Annotated in this window: 19 protein-coding genes; 9 read left to right on the plus strand and 10 right to left on the minus strand. The window is 49.4% G+C overall.

What is annotated here, in order from left to right; translation table 11 throughout:
- The first annotated feature begins 49 nt into the window (after positions 1 to 49).
- Both ABLU67_RS18460 and ABLU67_RS18465 read left to right on the plus strand, forming a co-directional pair.
- Positions 50 to 832, plus strand: a complete 783-nt coding sequence (locus ABLU67_RS18460) for a pyrroline-5-carboxylate reductase (RefSeq protein ID WP_324725750.1) — start codon at positions 50 to 52, stop codon at positions 830 to 832.
- 77 nt (positions 833 to 909) lie between these two features.
- The gene (locus ABLU67_RS18465; RefSeq protein ID WP_101827558.1) at positions 910 to 1,695 is read left to right on the plus strand and encodes an SDR family oxidoreductase; all 786 of its coding nucleotides are present in this window, start codon (positions 910 to 912) and stop codon (positions 1,693 to 1,695) included.
- 216 nt (positions 1,696 to 1,911) lie between these two features.
- Here the strand turns inward: ABLU67_RS18465 and ABLU67_RS18470 are convergent, their stop codons facing one another.
- Positions 1,912 to 2,571, minus strand: coding sequence for a TetR/AcrR family transcriptional regulator (locus tag ABLU67_RS18470; protein ID WP_224385130.1), 660 nt, complete (start codon positions 2,569 to 2,571; stop codon positions 1,912 to 1,914).
- A gap of 120 nt (positions 2,572 to 2,691) precedes the next feature.
- Between ABLU67_RS18470 and ABLU67_RS18475 the strand changes: the two genes are divergently transcribed.
- The 6 genes from ABLU67_RS18475 to ABLU67_RS18500 all read left to right on the plus strand — a co-directional run bounded on the left by ABLU67_RS18475 (position 2,692) and on the right by ABLU67_RS18500 (position 9,988).
- Positions 2,692 to 3,585: an NAD(P)/FAD-dependent oxidoreductase gene (locus ABLU67_RS18475; RefSeq protein WP_060619494.1), complete on the plus strand. Its 894-nt coding sequence runs from the start codon at positions 2,692 to 2,694 to the stop codon at positions 3,583 to 3,585.
- 55 nt (positions 3,586 to 3,640) lie between these two features.
- On the plus strand, positions 3,641 to 4,021 hold the full coding sequence (locus tag ABLU67_RS18480; RefSeq protein ID WP_110197036.1) for an antibiotic biosynthesis monooxygenase family protein: 381 nt from the start codon (positions 3,641 to 3,643) through the stop codon (positions 4,019 to 4,021).
- A 412-nt stretch (positions 4,022 to 4,433) separates the two neighbouring features.
- Positions 4,434 to 6,284: an AAA family ATPase gene (locus ABLU67_RS18485; protein WP_224385131.1), complete on the plus strand. Its 1,851-nt coding sequence runs from the start codon at positions 4,434 to 4,436 to the stop codon at positions 6,282 to 6,284.
- A 226-nt stretch (positions 6,285 to 6,510) separates the two neighbouring features.
- A complete protein-coding gene (locus ABLU67_RS18490; protein WP_224385132.1) occupies positions 6,511 to 6,738 on the plus strand; it encodes a hypothetical protein in 228 nt (75 codons plus the stop codon).
- A gap of 304 nt (positions 6,739 to 7,042) precedes the next feature.
- Positions 7,043 to 8,743: a hypothetical protein gene (locus ABLU67_RS18495; protein WP_224385133.1), complete on the plus strand. Its 1,701-nt coding sequence runs from the start codon at positions 7,043 to 7,045 to the stop codon at positions 8,741 to 8,743.
- 18 nt (positions 8,744 to 8,761) lie between these two features.
- A complete protein-coding gene (locus ABLU67_RS18500) occupies positions 8,762 to 9,988 on the plus strand; it encodes an MFS transporter (RefSeq protein WP_224385134.1) in 1,227 nt (408 codons plus the stop codon).
- A 208-nt stretch (positions 9,989 to 10,196) separates the two neighbouring features.
- Here the strand turns inward: ABLU67_RS18500 and ABLU67_RS18505 are convergent, their stop codons facing one another.
- The 9 genes from ABLU67_RS18505 to nac all read right to left on the minus strand — a co-directional run bounded on the left by ABLU67_RS18505 (position 10,197) and on the right by nac (position 19,328).
- Complete coding sequence (locus ABLU67_RS18505; protein WP_224385135.1) at positions 10,197 to 10,586, minus strand: hypothetical protein; 390 nt, start codon at positions 10,584 to 10,586, stop codon at positions 10,197 to 10,199.
- A gap of 145 nt (positions 10,587 to 10,731) precedes the next feature.
- Positions 10,732 to 11,157: a hypothetical protein gene (locus tag ABLU67_RS18510; RefSeq protein ID WP_224385136.1), complete on the minus strand. Its 426-nt coding sequence runs from the start codon at positions 11,155 to 11,157 to the stop codon at positions 10,732 to 10,734.
- Between the two features lie 602 nt (positions 11,158 to 11,759).
- Entirely contained in the window at positions 11,760 to 13,370 is a 1,611-nt protein-coding gene (locus ABLU67_RS18515) for a hypothetical protein (protein WP_224385137.1), read from the minus strand.
- Between the two features lie 1,386 nt (positions 13,371 to 14,756).
- The gene (locus ABLU67_RS18520; RefSeq protein ID WP_048331620.1) at positions 14,757 to 15,494 is read right to left on the minus strand and encodes an amino acid ABC transporter ATP-binding protein; all 738 of its coding nucleotides are present in this window, start codon (positions 15,492 to 15,494) and stop codon (positions 14,757 to 14,759) included.
- Between the two features lie 9 nt (positions 15,495 to 15,503).
- Positions 15,504 to 16,265: an amino acid ABC transporter permease gene (locus ABLU67_RS18525; RefSeq protein WP_032753693.1), complete on the minus strand. Its 762-nt coding sequence runs from the start codon at positions 16,263 to 16,265 to the stop codon at positions 15,504 to 15,506.
- 5 nt (positions 16,266 to 16,270) lie between these two features.
- Positions 16,271 to 16,966, minus strand: coding sequence for an amino acid ABC transporter permease (locus tag ABLU67_RS18530; RefSeq protein WP_004222853.1), 696 nt, complete (start codon positions 16,964 to 16,966; stop codon positions 16,271 to 16,273).
- 23 nt (positions 16,967 to 16,989) lie between these two features.
- Positions 16,990 to 17,742 carry an SDR family oxidoreductase gene (locus ABLU67_RS18535; protein ID WP_224385138.1) on the minus strand — a complete coding sequence of 251 codons (753 nt, stop codon included), beginning with the start codon at positions 17,740 to 17,742 and terminating at the stop codon, positions 16,990 to 16,992.
- Positions 17,743 to 17,855: 113 nt separating this feature from the next.
- Positions 17,856 to 18,287 carry an acetyl-CoA carboxylase biotin carboxyl carrier protein subunit gene (locus ABLU67_RS18540; RefSeq protein WP_224385139.1) on the minus strand — a complete coding sequence of 144 codons (432 nt, stop codon included), beginning with the start codon at positions 18,285 to 18,287 and terminating at the stop codon, positions 17,856 to 17,858.
- 117 nt (positions 18,288 to 18,404) lie between these two features.
- Positions 18,405 to 19,328 carry a nitrogen assimilation transcriptional regulator NAC gene (nac, locus tag ABLU67_RS18545; protein WP_004222846.1) on the minus strand — a complete coding sequence of 308 codons (924 nt, stop codon included), beginning with the start codon at positions 19,326 to 19,328 and terminating at the stop codon, positions 18,405 to 18,407.
- Between the two features lie 355 nt (positions 19,329 to 19,683).
- Here nac and ABLU67_RS18550 point away from each other — a divergent pair, with 355 nt between their 5' ends.
- A complete protein-coding gene (locus ABLU67_RS18550) occupies positions 19,684 to 20,886 on the plus strand; it encodes a pyridoxal phosphate-dependent aminotransferase (RefSeq protein WP_101856806.1) in 1,203 nt (400 codons plus the stop codon).
- The last annotated feature ends 119 nt before the right edge of the window (positions 20,887 to 21,005 follow it).

Below are 21,005 nucleotides of genomic sequence, written 5' to 3' on the forward strand. Positions count from 1 at the left end.
CTTTTACCGTTGATAACACGACAGAACCGTGCTGAAAGGCGGAGGACTGATGAAACGAACAGGTATTCTGGAAGTGGACGCGTTAACGGAAAAACTGGTTCGGGGATTGTTTCTTGCCGCGCCTGATGCACAGGTTTTTCTGGTACCGGGAAACAACGAGCGGGCGCGTAATCTGGCAGGGGAATACCCCTGCTGGACCCTGGATACGTATCAGGACCTCATTGATGAGGCTGACGTGATTATAACTGGTGGGGAGCGTCACGCCCTGCACGGTATTGCCGGTCAGGTGCAGTTGCACAGCACGCAAACACTGGTATCTCTGGTGCCAGGGCTCTCTATTACGTACCTGCAAAAACTGTTCGGACACCCAGTGTGCGTCAGACTGATGCTGACTTTCGCCGCTGAAATCAATCAGTCGAGCGTGATCCTGACGGAGGCTGACAAAGAGATCCAGACCTTATTTTCTCTGCTGGGACGACTGACCGTCTTGTCAGACGAATCAGATTTCGATCTGGCAACGGTACATCTCTGCATGACCAGTGGCTTCTATTTCCTCGCGGAGGGATTACAGTGCTGGCTGACCGGGAAAGGCATGGCGGATGACACGGCCCGGCAACTAGTGCTTAACGGGCTTAAAGACTGCACTGAATATGCCGGTTATCACACGTCCCTGAACCTGGGGGTTTTAGGGGGGGATATATCATCTGCGGTCCCCTTTATGTTGCACGGGATTGAAGTTCTTGCCCGGATGCAGGCACTCACCCCCTGGCGTGCAGCGTCAGATGAGATGTTATCCGTCATTCAGCAAATACCGGACGATGAAAAGCAGTAGATACAGGCCTGGCACATTAACCAGATGATACCGGCAACCACTGTCAGCATACTTTATGAATAACCAGGGGTATAAACATGTCAGCGAAAAATAACACATGGGTGCTTATTACGGGAGCCTCTGGCGGCTTTGGTGAAGAGTTCGCTCGTCAGTATGCCGCACAGGGGAAATCGCTTATCCTGGTGGCGCGGCAATTCAGTAAGCTTGACGCTCTTGCCCGGGAATTACGCCAGCACTTTAAGGTTGATGTGATGGTGGAACAGGTGGACCTTTCCGTGATGTCTGAGGTCAGCGACTTACACCATCGTCTGCAGGAGCTCGACATTCAGGTCGATATATTAATCAACAATGCGGGCTACGGTTTACAGGGGCGCTTTCTGGAGCAATCCCTTGATGAGGCGCTGGATATGATCAGTCTGGATATTTCCAGCCTGACAGCCATGACCCGTCTTTTTGCCGCCGATATGCGTATCCGGGGTAAAGGACATATTCTGATGGTCGCCAGTCTGTTGTCCTGGCAGGGGGTAAAGAATTTTGCCGTTTACTCCGCCGCAAAAGCGTACGTACTCCGGTTTTCAGACGCCCTGCACCGCGAGCTGAAAGACGAGGGGATCGTCGTCACCGCACTGTGTCCGGGCATCTCCGACACCGGTTTTGCGGAAGCTGCCAGACAGAAACTGACCCCCGCGTTAAAAGGGGTGATGATGAAACCAGAACCGGTGGTACAGGCCGGTATACGAGCTCTCGAAGCCGGGCGAATGAGCGTTGTACCCGGTCTGGGAAACAAGGCGATTACCGTGCTGACCTGGGCCACCCCCCGCTGGTTACATCAGGCCATCATGGCCCGTGTGATGGGGGTGTAAAAAACACGGTATTTAACTGACGGAGAGACCGCCGGACCAGTCTGTCTGCTCCCACTTAATAATAACTATAGAAGTAAGCCACTGAATTGGGGGGGACCTCTCCCCCTTTTTTACCGAATGAAGTCGCTCTCTCATGCTAACCATTCGGCCACTGATGAGAAAGATGACTTAGACGTTACGTTGCGATCAGGACGCAGTCAGGAATACAGGCCGAGATCACGCCCGCGATAGCTCCCCCGGAATGCCGCCGTGTGCGGCGATGAACATGGCGACGGCCGACCGACAATAAGATTCTATTTCGTTGTCGTTCTCTGCTCTGGCCTCATCGAAGCGCGCAATCATCAGAAGATCAGAGCCTTTGAAAAGTGCGGAGAACAAACGTGCTGACTGGTGAGGATCGGGCACGTTAAGAAGCGACTTTGCGTGCAGCTGATGCAAAAAGGCCTCGACTTGGGCGATGACATGAGCGGGGCCGGCTTCGTAATGGAGCTTGCTTAACGACGCTTGATTCTTCTTATCGGCCATAACCATGGCTTCGACACTACGAACGTCTGGTCTCAACAGCGTACGAAGCAGGAGTGCTCCTACCGCTATCAGCTGCTCTTCAACCGAACCCTCAACACCCTCCGGAAGAGCTTGCGGCGAAAACGACTGACTGCAGCCGGCCACGATGGCCGCACTGAACAGCGCCTCTTTGTTATCGAAGTGCCGATAGATGCTGAGCTTGGATATCCTCGCTCGCTGGGCGATTTTGTCCAGGGTCGAGGCCTGAAATCCCAATTCCAAAAAGAGTTCGGATGCGGCGTCAACGATAGTTTGGCGAAGCGCCTCGTTGACAGGCCGGCCCCGCCGGGTCTGGCTGTTTTTATTGGTCACGAAATACAGTCCTTGACAGTATCATAATTACCAAATTAGGATACCACGCAGTTTCATAAATATGCAAGGTGCGCCAGCCCTGGCTCATCTTCCTCCATCCACAACACGGAGCCCATCACCATGAATGACGTCATTATCATCGGCGGCAGCTTTGCCGGTCTTGCCGCCGCCCTGCAGCTTGGCCGTGCCCGCCGCATGGTCACGGTCCTCGACACTGACCGGCCGCGCAATCGCTTTGCCGGCCTTTCACATGGTGTGCTCGGCCACGATCACAAGCCGCCGCTGGACATCCTGGTCGAGGCACGCCAGCAGCTGGCGCGCTATCCTACGATCAGACGGGTCAATGCGCGGGCCGAGAGCGTAACTGGTACCATCGACGATTTCTGCGTCGTCACTGACGACAACGAAAGCCTGAGGGCGCGCCGCCTGATCCTGAGCTATGGCATCACTGACCAGATGCCTGATATTCCTGGCTTTGCCGAAGGCTGGGGTACATCCGTCATCCCCTGCCCCTATTGCGACGGATTTGAAGTCGCCGACCAGCACTGGGGCCTCGTCTGGTCCGGGCCACAGTCCCACAACCAGGTCAGGCTCTTTCACGACTGGACAGACAGGTTGACCGTCTTCGGCAATGGTCACGACATCCCCCCCGACATACGTGCCGATCTGACGGCCCGCCAGGTACCTCTCGTTGATGGCCGGATCACTGAAATCGCAAGTCACGGGAGCCATGGTGCCACCATCAAAATCGATACCGGCCCCGATGTCGCAGTCGATATCCTGTTCGCACATCCGCGAACCAGGCCGTCCGCAAGCCTTCATGACACACTGGGCCTCGCCACGGTCAATACGCCAACCGGCATCGCCCTCAAGACCGATGAGCGCCGTGAAACCAGCATGCCAGGCATTTACGCCGCTGGCGACCTCGCCAACCCGGGAATGCCCTCGGTCACTACGGCAACATGGCAAGGCGCGATGGCGGGTATCTTCGCCCAGCAGTCGATGCTCGCTTGAGTGAAAACGGCATCGATCAACCCACTTCAATTTCACAACAGACAGGAGCTCCGCCATGACCGCCATAAAACCATTCAAACCTCTGGACGAGAAATTTCCGTTTGACCGCCAACTCGGTATCGCGGCCGCGCCTCTTGTGCTCATCAACCTGTTTACAGTCGTCGAGCCCGCAGACGAAGCGGGCTTCCTGGACGCTTTCAGGGCGGCTGCCGGGGTCATTACGAAGCAACCAGGCTTCATTTCCATGCAACTACATCGGGCGATCGGCGATAGTCCGACTTACCTGAACTATGTGGTGTGGGAGTCAACTGAGGCGGTCCGCGCCGCCTTCACCGATCCCGCGTTCCTCGCGAAACTTCCGGCATATCCCTCATCCGTCGTGGCCAGCCCGCACCTGTTCCAGAAGGTCGCCGTCCCCGACTTCTGCACGGCCTGACGCCGAAAATATGTCAAAGCGCGACGGCCGGTATCTCCGTCTGGCAGTGGATGCTGAGCTGAGAAACATGACATCTGAGTAATTGATTTTCTGACGAGATATCGCTGTCAAGCCAAAAAGAAACGATCCTCTCTGGCTCAACAATGACATTACTAATGAGACTGACTTTCATCGTCCGCTCATGACACGGAGCGGACAAGCTAACTGAGCCAAAGGTCCGCCATGAGCGATGAGCTGATGTTGATTAGTTCATCCACACGTAGAATAGTTGGTTCAGTGAAGGACCTGTTCAATCAGTTCACATAAAGATTGCTTCATCAGATCGCTTAGTAGTGTTGGTTTTGCTATAAATATCCTATGGAGAAGGTAGGATAGGCCGAAATGAACTGACCTTTTTAATAGGGTGATACTAATGAAACTTATAAAGCAAGTTGAAATTGCATATTTTCGTTCTATTTATAAAGATGATTTAAATAATTGTTCCGGGACTAATATTATTTTTGGAAGAAACGATGCTGGAAAAAGCAACGTTTTGCGAGCACTAAATTTATTTTTTAGAAATGAAACAAATCCAAATCAAGCTTTTCGTTTTGAGCGTGATTTCTCACATGCTCGCCGCTCTGAAGCAACACCAGAAAATGATATAAGAAAGTTTGTTTATGTAAAGATTTGGTTCACAACCCCAATAAACTGGAGAGCATCGTTAGGAGACTCATTTTGGGTTAAGAAACAATGGAGCATTACTAATCAAGAGGAACCAAAGTTTTACTCCTCAATAACTCAACCTAATCTACAGCAATACTTAACTAGGTTTCTTAACAAAATACAATTTCATTACATACCTGCAATAAAAGACAGAAAAATATTTGAAGGCCTCCAAGCGGAAATTTATAAAGTTATTTCTGAACATGCTGAATTTTCTGGTTCATTAACTAATTTCACCGAAGCCCTAAGAAATAGAACTCAAGAATTAACCCAAGGTCTTTTAACATCTCTTAAAATCAATAGTTCTGTTTCTACACCCAGAGATCTTACTGACTTATTTAAATCTTTGGATTTTGAAGTTACTTCAGAGGAAGGTGATTCATACAGTTTGACTTTACAACGCGGCGATGGTATTCAGGTTAGACATATTCCTCAGATTCTTTCATTTCTCTCAGACAATAGTTCAAAGGAATACCATATATGGGGTTTTGAAGAACCTGAAAATTCATTAGAGCTTGCAAATGCCATTGAAGAAGCTAAAGTATTTTTAGAGCTAGGAAAAGCTAAGAACAAACAAATATTCTTAACTAGCCACAGTCCCGCATTTTTTTCACTCAAAGATGATGGGGTTAGCAAGTATTTTGTTTCTAAAACACATCAACATATGGGGCGTTTGAACTCTGTTGTAAAAGAATTATCTAAAGATTCAACACAACTTCCAAGTGAGTTAATGGGTGAGACACCGCATCTTCCAGTGATTAGTAGTTACCTAGAGCAGGCTCATGCAGAGATAGAAAAGTCAAAAGAGTTGAGCGCTTCATTAGAACAAAAGTTATTACAGCATAATGCATCAATCGTTTTTGTTGAAGGTGCCACAGATGCAGCTGTATTCGCAAAGGCTTGGGAGCTATTTGTCGGAGGTGAGATGCCTTTCACTTTCGAATCTGGAGGAGGCACAACTAAAATGGAGGCTCTTGCACGTAACGGTAAAATTATCCGAACATTAGCGCCTGGGCGAGCTGTTTTTGCATTAGTTGATAATGATAAAGAAGGTCGTGAGCTTTATAAAAATAAAAAATTAGGTGATGGCGCAGTTTGGATACAAGACAATTCTAATAAAGTTTATTGGTGTCGATTGCCATTTATTAATGAACTGCGACAACTGATGACAGATTGTAGAGTGGAAAAATCTTTTTGGCCAGGATGTTTGGAGAATATATTCTCGGCAGAGGTTAAGCATAGAGCATCAGAAGCAGGTTTTTTGACAGTTACAAAAACACCACATAATGAATTTTTCCCCGATAACTTTGGGAAAATTGTTGATTATATAAATGAAAGAGATGATTATTTACATTACCACATCCTAACCCTAATTCCTGAAAGCAAAGATACATTTGCTGAATGGGTAGTACAACAAGCAGATCAAGAACCAGAATTGTTAGAACCTCTGCGTCATACAATAATGGGACTTCGGGACAAATTGAACTCCATTGCTGAAGTTGAGGCTCAACCTGAAGAAGTGATGCCAGCAGAAGAACAAGCAAACCCTATTCCTTAATTTATTTACGTAGAGACGACTAAATTTCTTAGGCTAAGGTCCGCTTTTGGCACCGAGCGGACAATGGACTAAGCGTTGTTTTGCCCAATCCTCCATCCCCCCCCACTCAAACTCACTGGTATGGTTCATCCTCAGCATAGCGTCGATGGCATTTTTTCATTTCCAAAATTTCGATCGTGACAGGAAAAATGTGTCTGCGAAATAATCGTATAAAGAGAATAAAATCATGAACACATTAAACGAACTGGATCGTGTAACAGCCGCCACTGAGACGGTGCTCGTTCGCTGGCTGACGAATGGCTGTGTTGTGGACTGGATAGTTTACCAGGCTTGCTACCGCAAACTGGGTCGAATGGCGGTTGATCTGTCTCGCCTGACGGTGATATCCGAGGCCGCGCTTGAAGAGATGAGCCGGCTGGCCATTGATGGTCCGGTTACTGCAGTGCTGAGATAAAAGCAGAGGGTATTTTCCCCGGTTCAGAGTCGAGGATAACAATGGCAATATTAAACCCATCGCTTTCGATAGTTGACCCCGCATTATCCTGACAACCTTTATTTTTTAATTTCAAAAACACATCAAAAGATAATTTATCAATTTCAAATTTAATAATAACGGCATGGGATTAAATTTATTGCACCAGGGCTGATACATTTGCTTCCCATCGGTGCAAGAACTCCGAAAAACGCGGTCCAAATCCTTTTTTTAATGGCACCATTTTTGCTTTATCTATTTTTCACGAAATGGAGAGGTAATAAATATGGAACCTGTATTAAGTCATTTTACGACCAGTCATGACGAATATCATACTGATGAAACTGCTTCAACATTTTGCATACTGCAGACACTCCCTGAACACATCCCGTCAAAAGAAAACCATATTGTCCCTGGCGAAATAATTGACGAATGGATAAGTAAAAAATATGGTGCTCTGATTGATCAACTGACAGACAGAATCTCAAACAAAGCACTCAGGAATCTTTTGAGGGCTGATAAGGACAATCCCTGTGATTTTCGCGAGATTATTACTGAAGTCATGACATCCCGGCTAATCAGAAGAGGAACTCTAAGTACAAAGGCTCGCGCACAACGGGTGGAAGATATTCAGACTGACTCATCTGGACGGGTGACATTCTCCATATTATTGTTACCTTTCCGGACACCGTCACCACTCAAACATGACTCTTTATTGCCGGACCTTGGGGAATACTTCACCCTGAGTATACTCTATGCTCTGGCTGACAGCTGCCGACAGGTCCAGCTAAGTCTGTTTAACCTGGCTCATTCCATATCCGATGCACTCAAAGCGCAGGGTAATGATGCCAGGTCACTGTTACGGCAAGTCGGAGAACCTTCATCCGGTAGACGTGGTGAGACGATGGCTCGTATTGAAGAGGCTTTAAAGCATCGTTATTCCGGAAAAGAGTATATTCGCCGGCGAAAGTTTATCCGCTCGATACTGCAGAATGATACATGCCTGAGTTATGAATGCCCGGAACATCTCTCCTCATTTTTACTCCTGCTTTCAGATTCTGAAATGACTCCGGTACAGTTCAGGCATTGGATACAGGCGGACATTACGCCGGTACATATTTATGCTATCCAGGATGAATATCGTTATCCGTGCTTCGATATGCTTGAGCGAAAAATGATACGGGACTATCGCACCGATCTTCTGGCATTTATGAATACAGTCAATATGGATAGTCATTTACTGTCCCTTATCCGCTATGAAGATATCCAGAATAACTTATCATGGAAAACCCGGTATTTTAATGATCTTGAATACTCCGCCAAACTTAGTACTTTGATGGCATGTATCAGTGAATATGAAGGTTTGTATGAAGCAGAAGGAAGGGCGGCTTTTCTTACAACGTTACGGGAGCTGGATCCCCGTCTCCAGCAGCTTTTTGAACCGCTTCTCTTTGCTCTTCCCTACCCACTCCTTGAAACATATGCCCGGGAGCAGTCGCTTGATTACGATGAGTTTTACTGTCAGTTCATGAAAAATATCTATACCCCCCGGAAAGAAGATGATGAGTTATTGAGACGGGTGATCCTGAATCAGGTGCTGCAGGCTGTTGCCAGATACGTTGCAGCTTATGAAAGCAATACGGCAGGTAAAAATACAACCGGCTTCGATGATGTGCGATCCCTTTTCCCGGACACCCTGCGTATGTCGATACACCGTAAAGATGAGAAACACGGGCATTATTCTGTACAGATATCACCTTCTTCTTCCCGGGTCCCCTGGCATGGTGTGGCTGTTCTTGAACCAACACAAAACGGGTTTCTGCTGGATATACGTCTGGAAAGAGAGGTTCGCGCAGCCGGGTATACCGGAGTCAGTCCATCCGGACGTGAGCCGTCCCCCCTTTTTTTTGTCCCTCCCGGCATCAGCCTGGAAGAGTTAACGCAGCGTTTAACCGATGATTCTTTCGCTTTACTGTCGTTAAGTTAATCCCTATAGGAGGGCACCATGCGATATATACCTGGCAGGATCCCCGTGATACTAGCGGTCAGTAATCTGTTTTTTACCTGTGCCGTGTCTGTTGATCTGACTATTGCCACCCTGGTGGGCTATCAGCTGGCGCCGTCTGATCAACTGGCGACGGTTCCGTTTGCACTCATCACAGTCGCCGGCGCGTTCTCGAGTCTGTTTGCGGCCGGCATGATTGGTCGCGGAAACGAAAAACTCGCGTTTATTCTGGGCTCTTTATGCGGTACCGCGGGCGGATTTTTGTCTTTTCTCGCTGTGCAGAACGGCAGTTTTTTACTCTTTTGCACCGGCTGCTTTCTTGTGGGTGTTTATCAGGCTTTCAGCCAGTACTATCGTCTGGTTGCTGCCGATCACTCCCCGCCTGAAGTGAAAGGGCAGTCAATCTCCCTGGTCATGATTGGCGGCGTTGTGGCCGCTATCCTGGGGCCGTTACTGACGATTGTTGCACGGGATATCCCCGGACTTCCTCGCTTTGCCGGTGTTTATCTCGTTGTGGCAGGACTGGGGATTCTGTCTGCACTTAACCTGGCTCTGTTCCTCGATCGTTCAAAAAGAGATGTCCCCTCCTCCAACACCCGGGCGATCACGGGAGTATCGCCAACCAGTCGGGAATTAATGAAACGTCCGGATTATCGTACGGCCTGGTTTCACCTGGTTGTTGGCTCCTTCGTTATGCTTTTTCTAATGACGGCGGCCCCCCTCTCCGTTACGCACCACCACTCGATGAATGATGGTGCACTGGTCATTCAGCTGCATCTGCTGGGGATGTATGTCCCTTCACTGTTTACCGGCCTTCTGATACGAAAACTGGGACTCACCGTTCTGCTGTATGCGGGGATTGCGCTCAACATATCTTCTGTCGTGATAAACCTGACCGGGGAAACGATGCTGGCATACAGCTTAAGTCTGCTTCTGGTGGGGGTCGGATGGAACTTTATGTTTGTTGGCGGCTCGACGCTGCTCAGTCTGTCCTACCGTGATAATGAACGAAAAAAGGCGCAGGGCCTGGCCGAAACCAGCCGCTTTATTTTCTCCGCGATAGCCACATCCGGAGCGGGCGTGATGTTGGCCCTGCTGGGATGGAAGCTGCTGGGTCTGATAATGATACCGATTTTACTAATATGTCTGGTTTCTACCTGGCAGTACAGCCAGGCGATGAGGAAAGCAAGTGTGACCGCCTCAGATCCTGCAGAAGACGGTTCATGAACCCCGCTTAGTCCTGATATTGTGAATAGCCCCCCACCCGCAAGGAAGGGGGCGAATCAGGAAGTTCGGGTCAAATCGGGGTCGATGATCCGGGTGCGGCTAATCAGACGAGTTGACGAGAAGCTTTGAGCGAGGAGCGGAAGTTCGCAACTCCCACAACTACGTGACTAACATTGAGGTGTCGTAATCAACGGAGAGCAGTTCAAAGTCATTTTAGCTGCTTCAAGGGATAAGAGTTCGTGGTACTGGAACCGTCACTGTAGAGCTCGGTAATAATTATTTTTTTACCATCAATAGTATATTTAACTGTACTGTCCGCAGGATCATCCCGCCAGCGACCGGTGCTGTTAGGATTGTCAGATGCCCACATAACTTGATCACCTATAAGTTTGCACTTGATTGCCCAACGGGTGCCATCGTTCTGTCGGATATAATGTACGTAGGCAATACCTGATTCGACTTTATCCAACTGCATAATCTTATGGTCACGGCCAAACATCGCAGCAGAAGCAGCCTTGCAAACCTGACCTACAGTGACTTCAGAAGCCTGTACCGGCGCAATAAACACCAGCGGAAAAAGAAGTAATATTTTCTTCATACGGTTCACACATTTTGTTTACTTTCAGGGAAAACGCTAAATATATAATTCGGCAATTTAAAGCGTTTCTTGACGCTAATTTAGCGTTGCGATGGCAGGACTGTTTAAGTTAGTCCCTAGCGTAATCTCAAGCTCTGCCTGAATGTCAGCTTGGCTCCTGCTGTGCGTTCTCAGCGTGGTAGGCAAACAAAATATCAGGCATGAGACCAGTTTTCTCTATCGTTGTCAGCACGGACTGAGTAGATACTTCAGCGATAACCTTCATTGCCTCATCACGGATTTCAACATACGCAGGGTTATCTCGGGGCACAAATGTCTCAAGAAGGTGGCCAATCGCATTACCGTTAACAGAGAGGCTGAATGTGCCGGCGGTACGATCCAAATTCCAGATATAAATGAGAGGACCTAGCCCAATATTCTCACAATCATCTTCATTACGGATCCCCGGAAGATAGACGGGCATAGACAGCTTTTCATCACTCAGCGTCAGTGCAATAAACTGTTTTGCCGTGATTGAGGAACCTTGCCCGGGCTCAGTTTCAGGTCTTTGCTTTCTAAAGAATCCGAACATGCCTTTTCCTTGTTAGTGGTGAATCAGAAAGATAATTAGCAATCCTACAGTACTAAGTGCTCAGGTCAATGGAATGACCCGTTCCACGTTGAACCATACAGATTGTTGTTAGCCACTTCCGCACCTGGACACAGAATAAACTCATGCTCAGAAAGGTCCGTAGCGAGCGAGGAGCGGATGTTGCTAACATCTATCTGCATCAATCTGTGAGGAGCAGGTCAGTTCGTTCTTTTGCCTGTCGGCACTACAAAACTGTACATAGTACAGCTTATATAGGTTGGAATGGGCAGAATCTTTCTGGTGAATGCTTGTCTGAGTAATTATTTATGTAAAAATTAATATTGGTTAGTTTAGGTTTTGTATTTTCCATTTAGTAGGTAAGTAACTCAGCAAAAGGTATTCTTCATTACGATTTATCAACGTTTGAAAGGCCTACTTAAAGTAGATCATTCATTTTTACAGACATCCTTCAGGGGGCCCGGACAGTTCAACATTTATCCTTTGCTTCATGTTCTCCAAAGTGTGCCATTAGTCAGGCTTTGAGTTCTGGCTTCCTTTCTGCATCTCGGACCTCTGTTTGAGAGCTGTAATCCTCCAGATCTTCATTGTCTTCCTTCAATTGCATAAGCCTGTATTAGTCTCCAAAGTAATCGCCCCATAGGTAATCGATATATATCACTGTGTGCACCTCCCCCCGTACCCAGTGAGTTGTATTCCGTTATCCCGTTTGAAGTGTCAATATAATCAATTACTCTCGGGCCAACATTGGAGTTAAGCGGGTCTGCACATTCATCAGAAGTTTCACCAAGGTTGCATAATTTAAATATTCCATTTTCTATTTTAGAAGAAGTATCTGAGGCCGTCATACAGTGAAATGCTCCAGAGTAGATAGACTGTGTACAAGCTTTTTCATAACTTTTATATCCACCAGCAGGGTCTGTCCATTTCGCAATAGTAACTGCCGAATCGAATTGCGAAGCTGTAAGTACTATTTTTGTATTAGTCAATCTAGCATAATCTCTATATGGAGCACCCTCTGCACCTAATTTAGGAAAGAACCTGTTTATACTCATAGCTCCCTGCAATGAAACAGCTAAACTGACTGGGCTCGTAACAATTTTTTCATTTTTGATAAACGGACTACTAAATAGTGCACGAGTCATTGCCCGAGCGCCAAAACTATGACCTATAGCAATAACAGGTAGTTTGACCCCTGATTCGCTCATGCTTTCTGGTATAGTTTTATTGATAATCTTATTAAGCCAGATTATACCCAGTTCGTCTGCATCGTTTGCTTTGTTAGGATAGCTACTTACATTAAATATCCCAGTTGACCAGTATGAAGGCCACGTTATACCAATTATGAGAGGTCTAAATATATTTTTATTTTCACTTTCCCTTGGACCTATAACCACTGATCTTGGAACTATCATAGTGTTTAGTTTGGCTGAAGGATTTTCTGCATTCTCTTTTGTTTGCTCAAGAGATGCAGTGATTATATTACCTGCAATGTCATTGAAATTTCTAACTGCTTCGCTTTGTGATGTATTCCACCCCATGACAATGATCAGTATGTGGCTATAGGCTCCTGTTTTAAGATCGTATTTTAGATTGTCTTTAAGTGCATTCAACCCTGCATCGCTATTTTTATAAAATGAGTGTAATTCAGCATCTTTTGCATCTTTAATAGCACTGGAAATTTTGCATGCTTCCCATCCATTTATTTTCGTTAGATCTATACCAGATTCATTCGCCAAATGCTTTGAAATGTATGAGTTATAAACAAAACAATAATTATTAGTAATGTAAGGGGTGGTTAAATTCCCTTTTATTACATTAAAGTCATTTTTTATGATGTGGGAAATAAACATGGCCTTTCTATCGTGTTTTGTGAATCTATTTATCTGATGTCTGGTATTATTGCTGTCATTTGTCTCGCTATTAATATAGGCATCATTTTTTAATAGATTTTCATCATTTTTTTGTTTTGGCCCACCAATAATGTCTTTAGGCGATTTCTCAATGCCGACAATATAGCCGGGGTTGTGAAGTAGCACTCCTGATGGATAATATAACATTGAATGAAAACTTCTGGTGGTTGAACTATCTAAATCAAGTGTTTTTTCATACGGTGCTATTACTGTATCAGAGCTACTACAGTTTAGGGTCGCACTACTACAAAACACTAAAGTAAAAAACTTTGATAATTTCATATATTTTCACTCTTACAATCGCTGTGAATTTAATATTTAGATATAGTAATTCAAAAAGGTTTGGTGTCATTTAAATTACCGAATGTAATATGGAAGACTCTCCTTCATTTTATGTAAATCAATGATTAAGGGAGAATTGTAATTTACATACGCTATTGGTATAGTAAAGCATATACAATTACCACTCTTTCATCAAATTAATAGCAGGCATCAACCCCACCAACATTAAATATATTTAAATAACTAAAAACCCCGTATTGATCTATTGCTTTATTCTATTTTATGTTAATTCATTAGTTATATACTCTAGAAGATATACAACTGAACTCATTTTTCATCTTTTAATTTACTGTTTCTCATTGGGGGACGGTGTTGCGTATTCTATAATACTTGAATAGTTATACTTTTTAATGCTTATTATCAGACATAACTGTCGACAAAGAGATGTTTTACAGATTTTAATTATCCTTATAATAGGTAATTTGCTTAGCGTCTAATCTTGTAAGATGTCTGAGTCTAGTCGACCGAGCGTTGTCCATAACTACCTCGACACATAACTTGTTGCGTCAGGTTCGGGGGAGTAAAGCAGCGTATAGAAGCGCTTTATTTCCTTTATCGTTTATGCTGATTCTGGTGGGTACAGTGTCAGGATTAATTTCGAACAAGGTCACTGGCACGCAAATGAATTGCCTGTCATGGCATTTAAAAACCTGCAAAGGTCATCCCCAGCCTCTTCAATCGTTGGAAAGCCTACAGAATCGATACACCCGGATTTTCGGTCTTTAAGAAGGGCAATGAATGGTAGCGTTGGGTCTTGTCCTGTAAGGCTTCTGAATCTTACCTTATCAACACGCCATCGATACATTGCCCCATGTCGTTGTACTCCCCTGATTCCAGTACGCGTGTTGGTTGTTGCTTTAATCGAGATAGACATGACAGCTTACCTATGTGTGGACTTGAAGATATAATGCCGTAAGTGAGTGATCTGCTCCCCACAGATTGATGCATATAGATGTTAGTAACGTCCGCTTCACGCCCTGAGACATTCGACAAGCTTTTTACGGCATTAGTAAGGGAGATTTTCACTCTTCCAGTGCCAGAAAGTATCTCGCTTCGTCGTACCGGGTTTTGGTCTTCCAGCAACGGTAAATGATCCTTATCCATTTGAATGCCTGAGCCCGGATGAATGCTATCGGAACGACCGTCGAGAATCTGTATCTGCGACACCTCGAAAATGGATGCCTGCCGATGGTCTCTTGAACAGGCAAGAAAGCCGGTAGAAATGTACAATACAACTGCCACGACAATACAAAACGCCCGATGAAGTTCATCAGGCGTTATAAGGCTGAAAAATTCTTACCTGTTCTTTTATTAGTGAATTTACTCCTAGTGGAGCAGTAGATCATTGAGGAAACGTCGCGCGCGCGGATGTTGCGGCGCGGTAAAGAATTTATCCGGAGCAGACTTTTCCAGTATTTGTCCCTGATCCATAAACCAGATCGTATCGGCTACGTCACGCGCAAAGTTCATTTCATGAGTAACGCACATCATGGTCATCCCTTCCTGCGCCAGCCCGCGCATCACGCTCAGCACCTCGCCGACCATCTCCGGGTCGAGTGCAGATGTCGGTTCGTCAAACAGCATGACAGGCGGCTTCATCGCCAGCGCCCGGGCGATAGCCACCCGCTGCTGCTGGCCGCCGGAAAGCTGTGCCGGATAAACGTCTGCCTTGTGCGATAGTCCCACCCTTTCCAGCAGCTCCCCGGCATGACGTCGGGCTTCCGAACGCTTCTCGCCGAGAACTTTCACTGGCGACATCATGATATTTTCCAGCACCGAAACGTGCGGAAACAGATTGAAACTCTGGAAGACAAAGCCGATTCTCGTACGCAGCTGGTTCAGCCTGGTGCTCGAGCCATGAATATCGACGCCGTCAAACAGGATCTGTCCCTTTTCGATGGGCTCAAGACGGTTGACCGTCCGGATTAACGTCGATTTGCCGGATCCGGAAGGACCGCACACCACCACCACTTCACCGCTTTTTATTTCGGCGCTGACGTCGGTCAGGGCCTGATATTCCCCGTACCATTTATTCACCTGATTGAACAGAATCATTGGTCGCATGGTTGCTCCTTATTGAGTTTGTGATGGTGACGGGTCGAGAACCAGCGGCGTGACCGGCTTTCCCATAGCGGACTGTGCACGTTGCCTCCTGCTGGCAATACGCAGCTCCAGGCGATTGGCCAGCCACGTCAGGCTAAAATTAATGATGTAGTAGCTCAGCGCTACGATGGCAAAGACCTGGAACGGTTTTGTCAGCAGCTGATTACTGACCTGGTTGGCCGCATAGGTTAGCTCCGGAACGTTAATAACGTAGCCGAGGGTACTATCTTTGATAATCGACACCAGTTGACTGACCAGACTTGGCAGCGCGTTGTACAACGCCTGCGGTAGAATCACCAGGCGCAGAGCCCGCACATGCCCCATTCCCAGCGCACGGGAGGCTTCATATTGCCCTGAAGGCAGCGCCTGGATCCCGCCGCGCACAATTTCAGCGATGTAGGTGCTCTCGTAGATAACCAGCGTACACAGCATCGTGCTGAAGCCGCTAATATTGTGGCCAATCAGCAGCGGCACGCAGAAATAGGTCCAGAACACCACCATCATCAGAGGGATACCGCGTAGCAGATAGATCCAGCAGGTAACCGGCCAGCTCAGCCAGCGCCACGGAGAGAGGCGAGCGAGGCACAACAGCACGCCGACCGGGAAGGCGAACAGCACTGCCAGCAGCGACACCAGCAACGTACACAGCACACCGCCCAGCGGACCATCAGGATATTGCCCCATCAGCAACAACAGGCCGTTATCACGCAGAATCGTGAAAAAATCAAACATACATATTACCTCGCATACGCGCGCTGAAAGCGACGGGCCAGCAGCGCCCCCATCCCCATCAGCAACAAAGAGAAGGCCAGGTAGCCTACCGTCGCTACCATATAAGCTTCAAAGGTACGGAAGGTCTGGTTTTCAATATCGCGCGTTACGTAAGTCAACTCGGTGACGCCAATGACCATTGCAAGGCTGGTATTTTTAAACAGCAGCACGGTGTGATTAATCACCGATGGCAACGCATTACGGATCCCTTGTGGCAGAATCACCAGCCACATGGCGCGCAAATATCCCATTCCCAGCGCCCTCGCCGCTTCATTCTGGCCTTCGGGGATGGCACGCAGACCGCTGCGGATGTCTTCAGAGAAATAGGCCGCCTGGCACAATCCCAGAGCGACCAGCGAGAACAGAAACTCCGCATTCATCTCGTTGACCCACATCTGCAATGACTCAGGCAGCAGCGTCGGGATCGCGAAATACCACATCATCAGCTGAATAAGCGTCGGTACATTGCGGTGGTAGGATACATACGCCGCGACCAAAAGCTGCGCGAAGCGCTTGTTGCTCAGACGGATCATCACCAGCACCAGCGCAATAAACATGGCCAGCAGCCATGCACCCAACGCCAGTTCAAGAGTGACGACGGTGCCATCAATAATCATCTGGCCGTAGTGGCCAGTCATCACGTTACTGAAGTCGAGTGCCATATATCCTCCTCGTTTGCCGTCATTCAGGACTCACGGTCACCGGGACGCATCGTGGATAGCCCACCGGGTACCTGCAGTGTCGGCGTGATCTCAATATTGCCGATGTTGACTGCCACCGGCGCGGCGAGCGCAAAGGCCACGCAGTCGGCGATATCTTTTGCTTCCGGCAGCTCGAAACCATCGATAAAGCGACGGCGGGCGTCTTCGTGATCGCCGGATACGTTACCGAATATCTCCGTCGCCACCCGCCCGGGGCAAATTTCGGTAATTCGCACCCGCTTGCCATAACAATCGACGCGCAGCTGACGCGACAGCGCATGAACGCCTGCTTTAGTGGCGTGATAGATGGAGTTGCCATTGAAGTTATAAATCGCAGCGATGGAGGTAATATTAATGACGTGACCGCAGTCGCGCGCCACCATTCCCGGTACCAACAGACGACACAGGTGCAGCACGGCACGCAGGTTGACATCCACCTGGGTGTTGACCCAGTCGGCCTCGGCATTGAGAATCGATCCCGGATGAGAAACGCCGGCGTTGTTCACCAGAATATCGACCTGCAGACCCTGGCACAGTGCGGTCAGCGCCGATAGATCGCCGACGTCGACGGCGTGGGGAATGCAGCCAGTTCTGTCCGCCAGGGCGGCAAGCTGTTCATGGCGACGCGCGACCGCATGGACCTCAATGCCTTCCTGACAAAGGCGTTCGACAATCGCTTCCCCCATCCCAGCGGAAGCGCCGGTCACCAGGGCCACTTTATAATCTGAAAATGGCATATGAGCCTCTCCTGTTGCGGCAGACCGATCTGCCTTTGACGTTGTTTTTCTGACTGTATGCAGTTATGTCCAACGGGGATAAGACATAAATAGTTTGGCCCGATAAGGGGTCCTTATAACTTCGCGGAAGCGGCATCCGTGGGCAGCAGCAGCGCGATCTCGCTGCCGTACTCCAGCCGGCTCCCCGCCGGTGCCATAAGGCTTTTGAGCGTCCCGGCCACCGGGCTGCGCACCGGCAAATAGAGCGGCCCGACCTGCACCAGCGCGAGGATATCGTTCGGCGCAACGTGCTGCCCCTCGCTAACGAACGCCTCCCCATGGCTGGGGTGGCTCAGCAACAGGCGTCCCGGCATCGGGGAACACACCGATAGTGGGCGGGTTTCGGCCGCCAGCGGCGGCGGTTCGGCCATCGTTTTGCCACTGGGGTAGCGCAGGCGAACCGACCAGTCCGCGCCGCGCCACTCAAGCTCCCGCAGTCCGGCGTTATGCATCTTCTGCGCCAGCTGGCGCACGTCCTCAAAAGCTATCAGTTCTTTTTCCATCATGATTCCATCGCGCAAGGGTCAGAGCACGGCTGTGCCGCGCGCCAGAGTAGTGACTCTAGCGCGGGGATCGGAAGGGTTGATAAGAGGGTTTCGCTTTGAGGCAATAAGGGGGACTTATTATCCCACCAGGGTTAGCGGCCGGTTGTCCTCAGTCCGCTGCGCCATCAGGGAGAGCAAAATCCCCTTCACTGCCTCCGCGGGCTGCGAAAGCGGCAGATGGTCGGACATACAGAACGAGAGCGAGGTGAGTACATTGGGTTCGACAATTCTCGCCATCCAGGCATTGGCGGGCTGGAGCATGGTGCGCGCCGCGGACTCCGGCATGATGGTGCCGCCGAGATCCGCCGCCAGCGCGGCGTTAAGCGTGGTCAGCGATTCAATCTCGCACTTCACCCGGTAGCTCAGTCCGGCCAGGGTAAAGGCGTCGTCCGCGGCTTTACGCATAATGTTATAAATCCGCGGTAGAAACAGATCGTAGCGGGCGACCTCCGCCAGGGAGATTTCGCGCCGGGACTCCCCCAGCGCGTGCGGACAGACGAAAAAAAGTTCTTCTTTCATCAGCGGTAGAAAACGCAATCCATGAATGTCACGGTCACCATAGATAACCGCCATATCCATCCGACCGCTCATAATCAATTCGCTGAGGGTGGTGCCAAAATTTTCATTGAAATAGAGCACAATCCCGGGATGCTGGCGCTGGACTTCTGTCAGCAGCGGGATCGCCAGCAGTTGGGCAGCTGTGCCCGGCGCCAGCCCGACAGAAACCTGACCGCTCAGGGCCTGGCCTGCACCGTCGATGGCGCTCTGCGCCTGCTCGCATTGGCGCAGAATCGCCTGAGCGTGGGTATAGAGAATTTTTCCGGCGTTGGTTGGCGTGACCCCTCGTTTGGTACGAATTAATAGCTGCTGATCGACTTCGCCTTCCAGAGTCGCCAGCTGCTGGCTGAGCGCCGGCTGAGCGATATGCAGAATGTCAGCGGCCTGCGTCAGGCTCCCGACGTCGACGATTTTAATGAAATATTTCAGGCGGCGAAGATTCATAGTAGCAGTCCCACATCAATACGTATCTCTGATGGCAAGCAAGATCGGTGCCATAGCCTAAGAGCACCACAGGCAGCCAATAGCGCCGCCATTTTCAGGCATCCCACGCTTCAACGCCGTTGCCTTTGCACCGTCGGAGTGCAGCGGCATATACCTGTTTGTCAACGGAATGCCAGGAGGACGATTTCCTTCGGTCATCGCATTGCGTTATGTCCCCACAACAAAGCGCTATTAGCTTGCCACCTTCGCCCCCCTCTATGCTGGCTGATGTGTATTAACCTCCTTCGCCGCACACGGTGGATTATTCTGCGCCGCGTGTGGGTTTGCTGACCTTAGAACCAGGAACCGCAGCCTCATGCCTGATATAGCCGATCGTCTCAAAAATGTTACCGTCTCCGCCTCCGTCGCCATGACGCAAAAAGCACGCGATCTCGCCGCGCAGGGAATCGATGTCGTTGGTCTGTCTACCGGCGAACCGGACTTTCCCACCCCGCCCCACGTGATCGATGCCGCCTATGCCGCAGCATGCGCCGGGGATACCCGCTACCCGCCGACGGACGGCACGCCAGCATTGCGTGCGGCCATCCAGCGCAAGTTTCTGCGCGACAATGAGCTACGCTACGATATCAGCCAGATCCTGACCGCTGGTGGCGCCCGACAGATTATCTTCAACGCTATGATGGCGACCATTAACCCCGGCGATGAGGTACTCATCCCCATGCCATCCTGGATTAGCTATGCCGACATCGTTAAATTCGCTGGCGGCACACCGGTGCCAGTACCCTGTCATGAAGAGTACGGTTTTAAACCACTGCCGCAGGACGTCGAAGCAGCGATCACGCCGAAGACCAAATGGCTGCTGCTGAATTATCCCAGCAATCCGACTGGATCGGTCGCCACCCATGCCGAACTCCTGGCACTCGGTGAGACGCTGTTGCGTCATCCGCATATCTGGATCATGACCGACGATATTTATGAGCATCTGTTGTATGACGGCGTGAAATTCTGGACCCTGGCACAGGTGGAGCCCCGGCTGTACGATCGCGTATTGACAGTGAACGGCGTCTCGAAAGCCTATTCAATGACCGGCTGGCGGCTGGGTTTTTGCGGTGGCCCATTGACGCTGATTAAGGCGATGAGCAACGTCAATACGCAAAACAGCGGCGGCGTGACGACCCTGGCACAAGCGGGGTCCGTCGCCGCATTGGATGGCCCGCAGGATCTGCTGGCAGAACGGGCGGAAATCTATCGCCAGCGCCGCGATTACGTGCTTGAGCGTCTTGCCGGTATTCCCGGTCTGCGATGCCATAAGCCGCAGGGGGCCTTCTATCTTTTCGTCAACATCAAGGCGTTTATCGGAAAAACCAGCGCCAGCGGCCATTTTATCGCCAGCGACGCCGATTTTGTAATGGCGCTGATTGAGGAGCAGCACGTGGTGACGGTACAGGGGGCAGCCTACGGCATGAGCCCCTACTTCCGCCTTTCTTACGCCACCAGTATGGAACGCCTGCAAACCGGTTGCGATCGCCTCGCGGCCTTCTGCGCGGGTTGCCGTTAAGCTGTAGCGCGCAAATTGTGCGCGCTAAGCAGAGTGAAATGCCTGCCTGGCGTCTGACCCGGCAGGCATTTTTTATTGTTCCAGAGGGGCGCCGGGATGGATTCATACCTGGCGGGATG

This window comes from Klebsiella sp. GN_Kp190, assembly GCF_040061795.1.
In the GTDB taxonomy this organism is placed as follows: domain Bacteria; phylum Pseudomonadota; class Gammaproteobacteria; order Enterobacterales; family Enterobacteriaceae; genus Klebsiella; species Klebsiella michiganensis.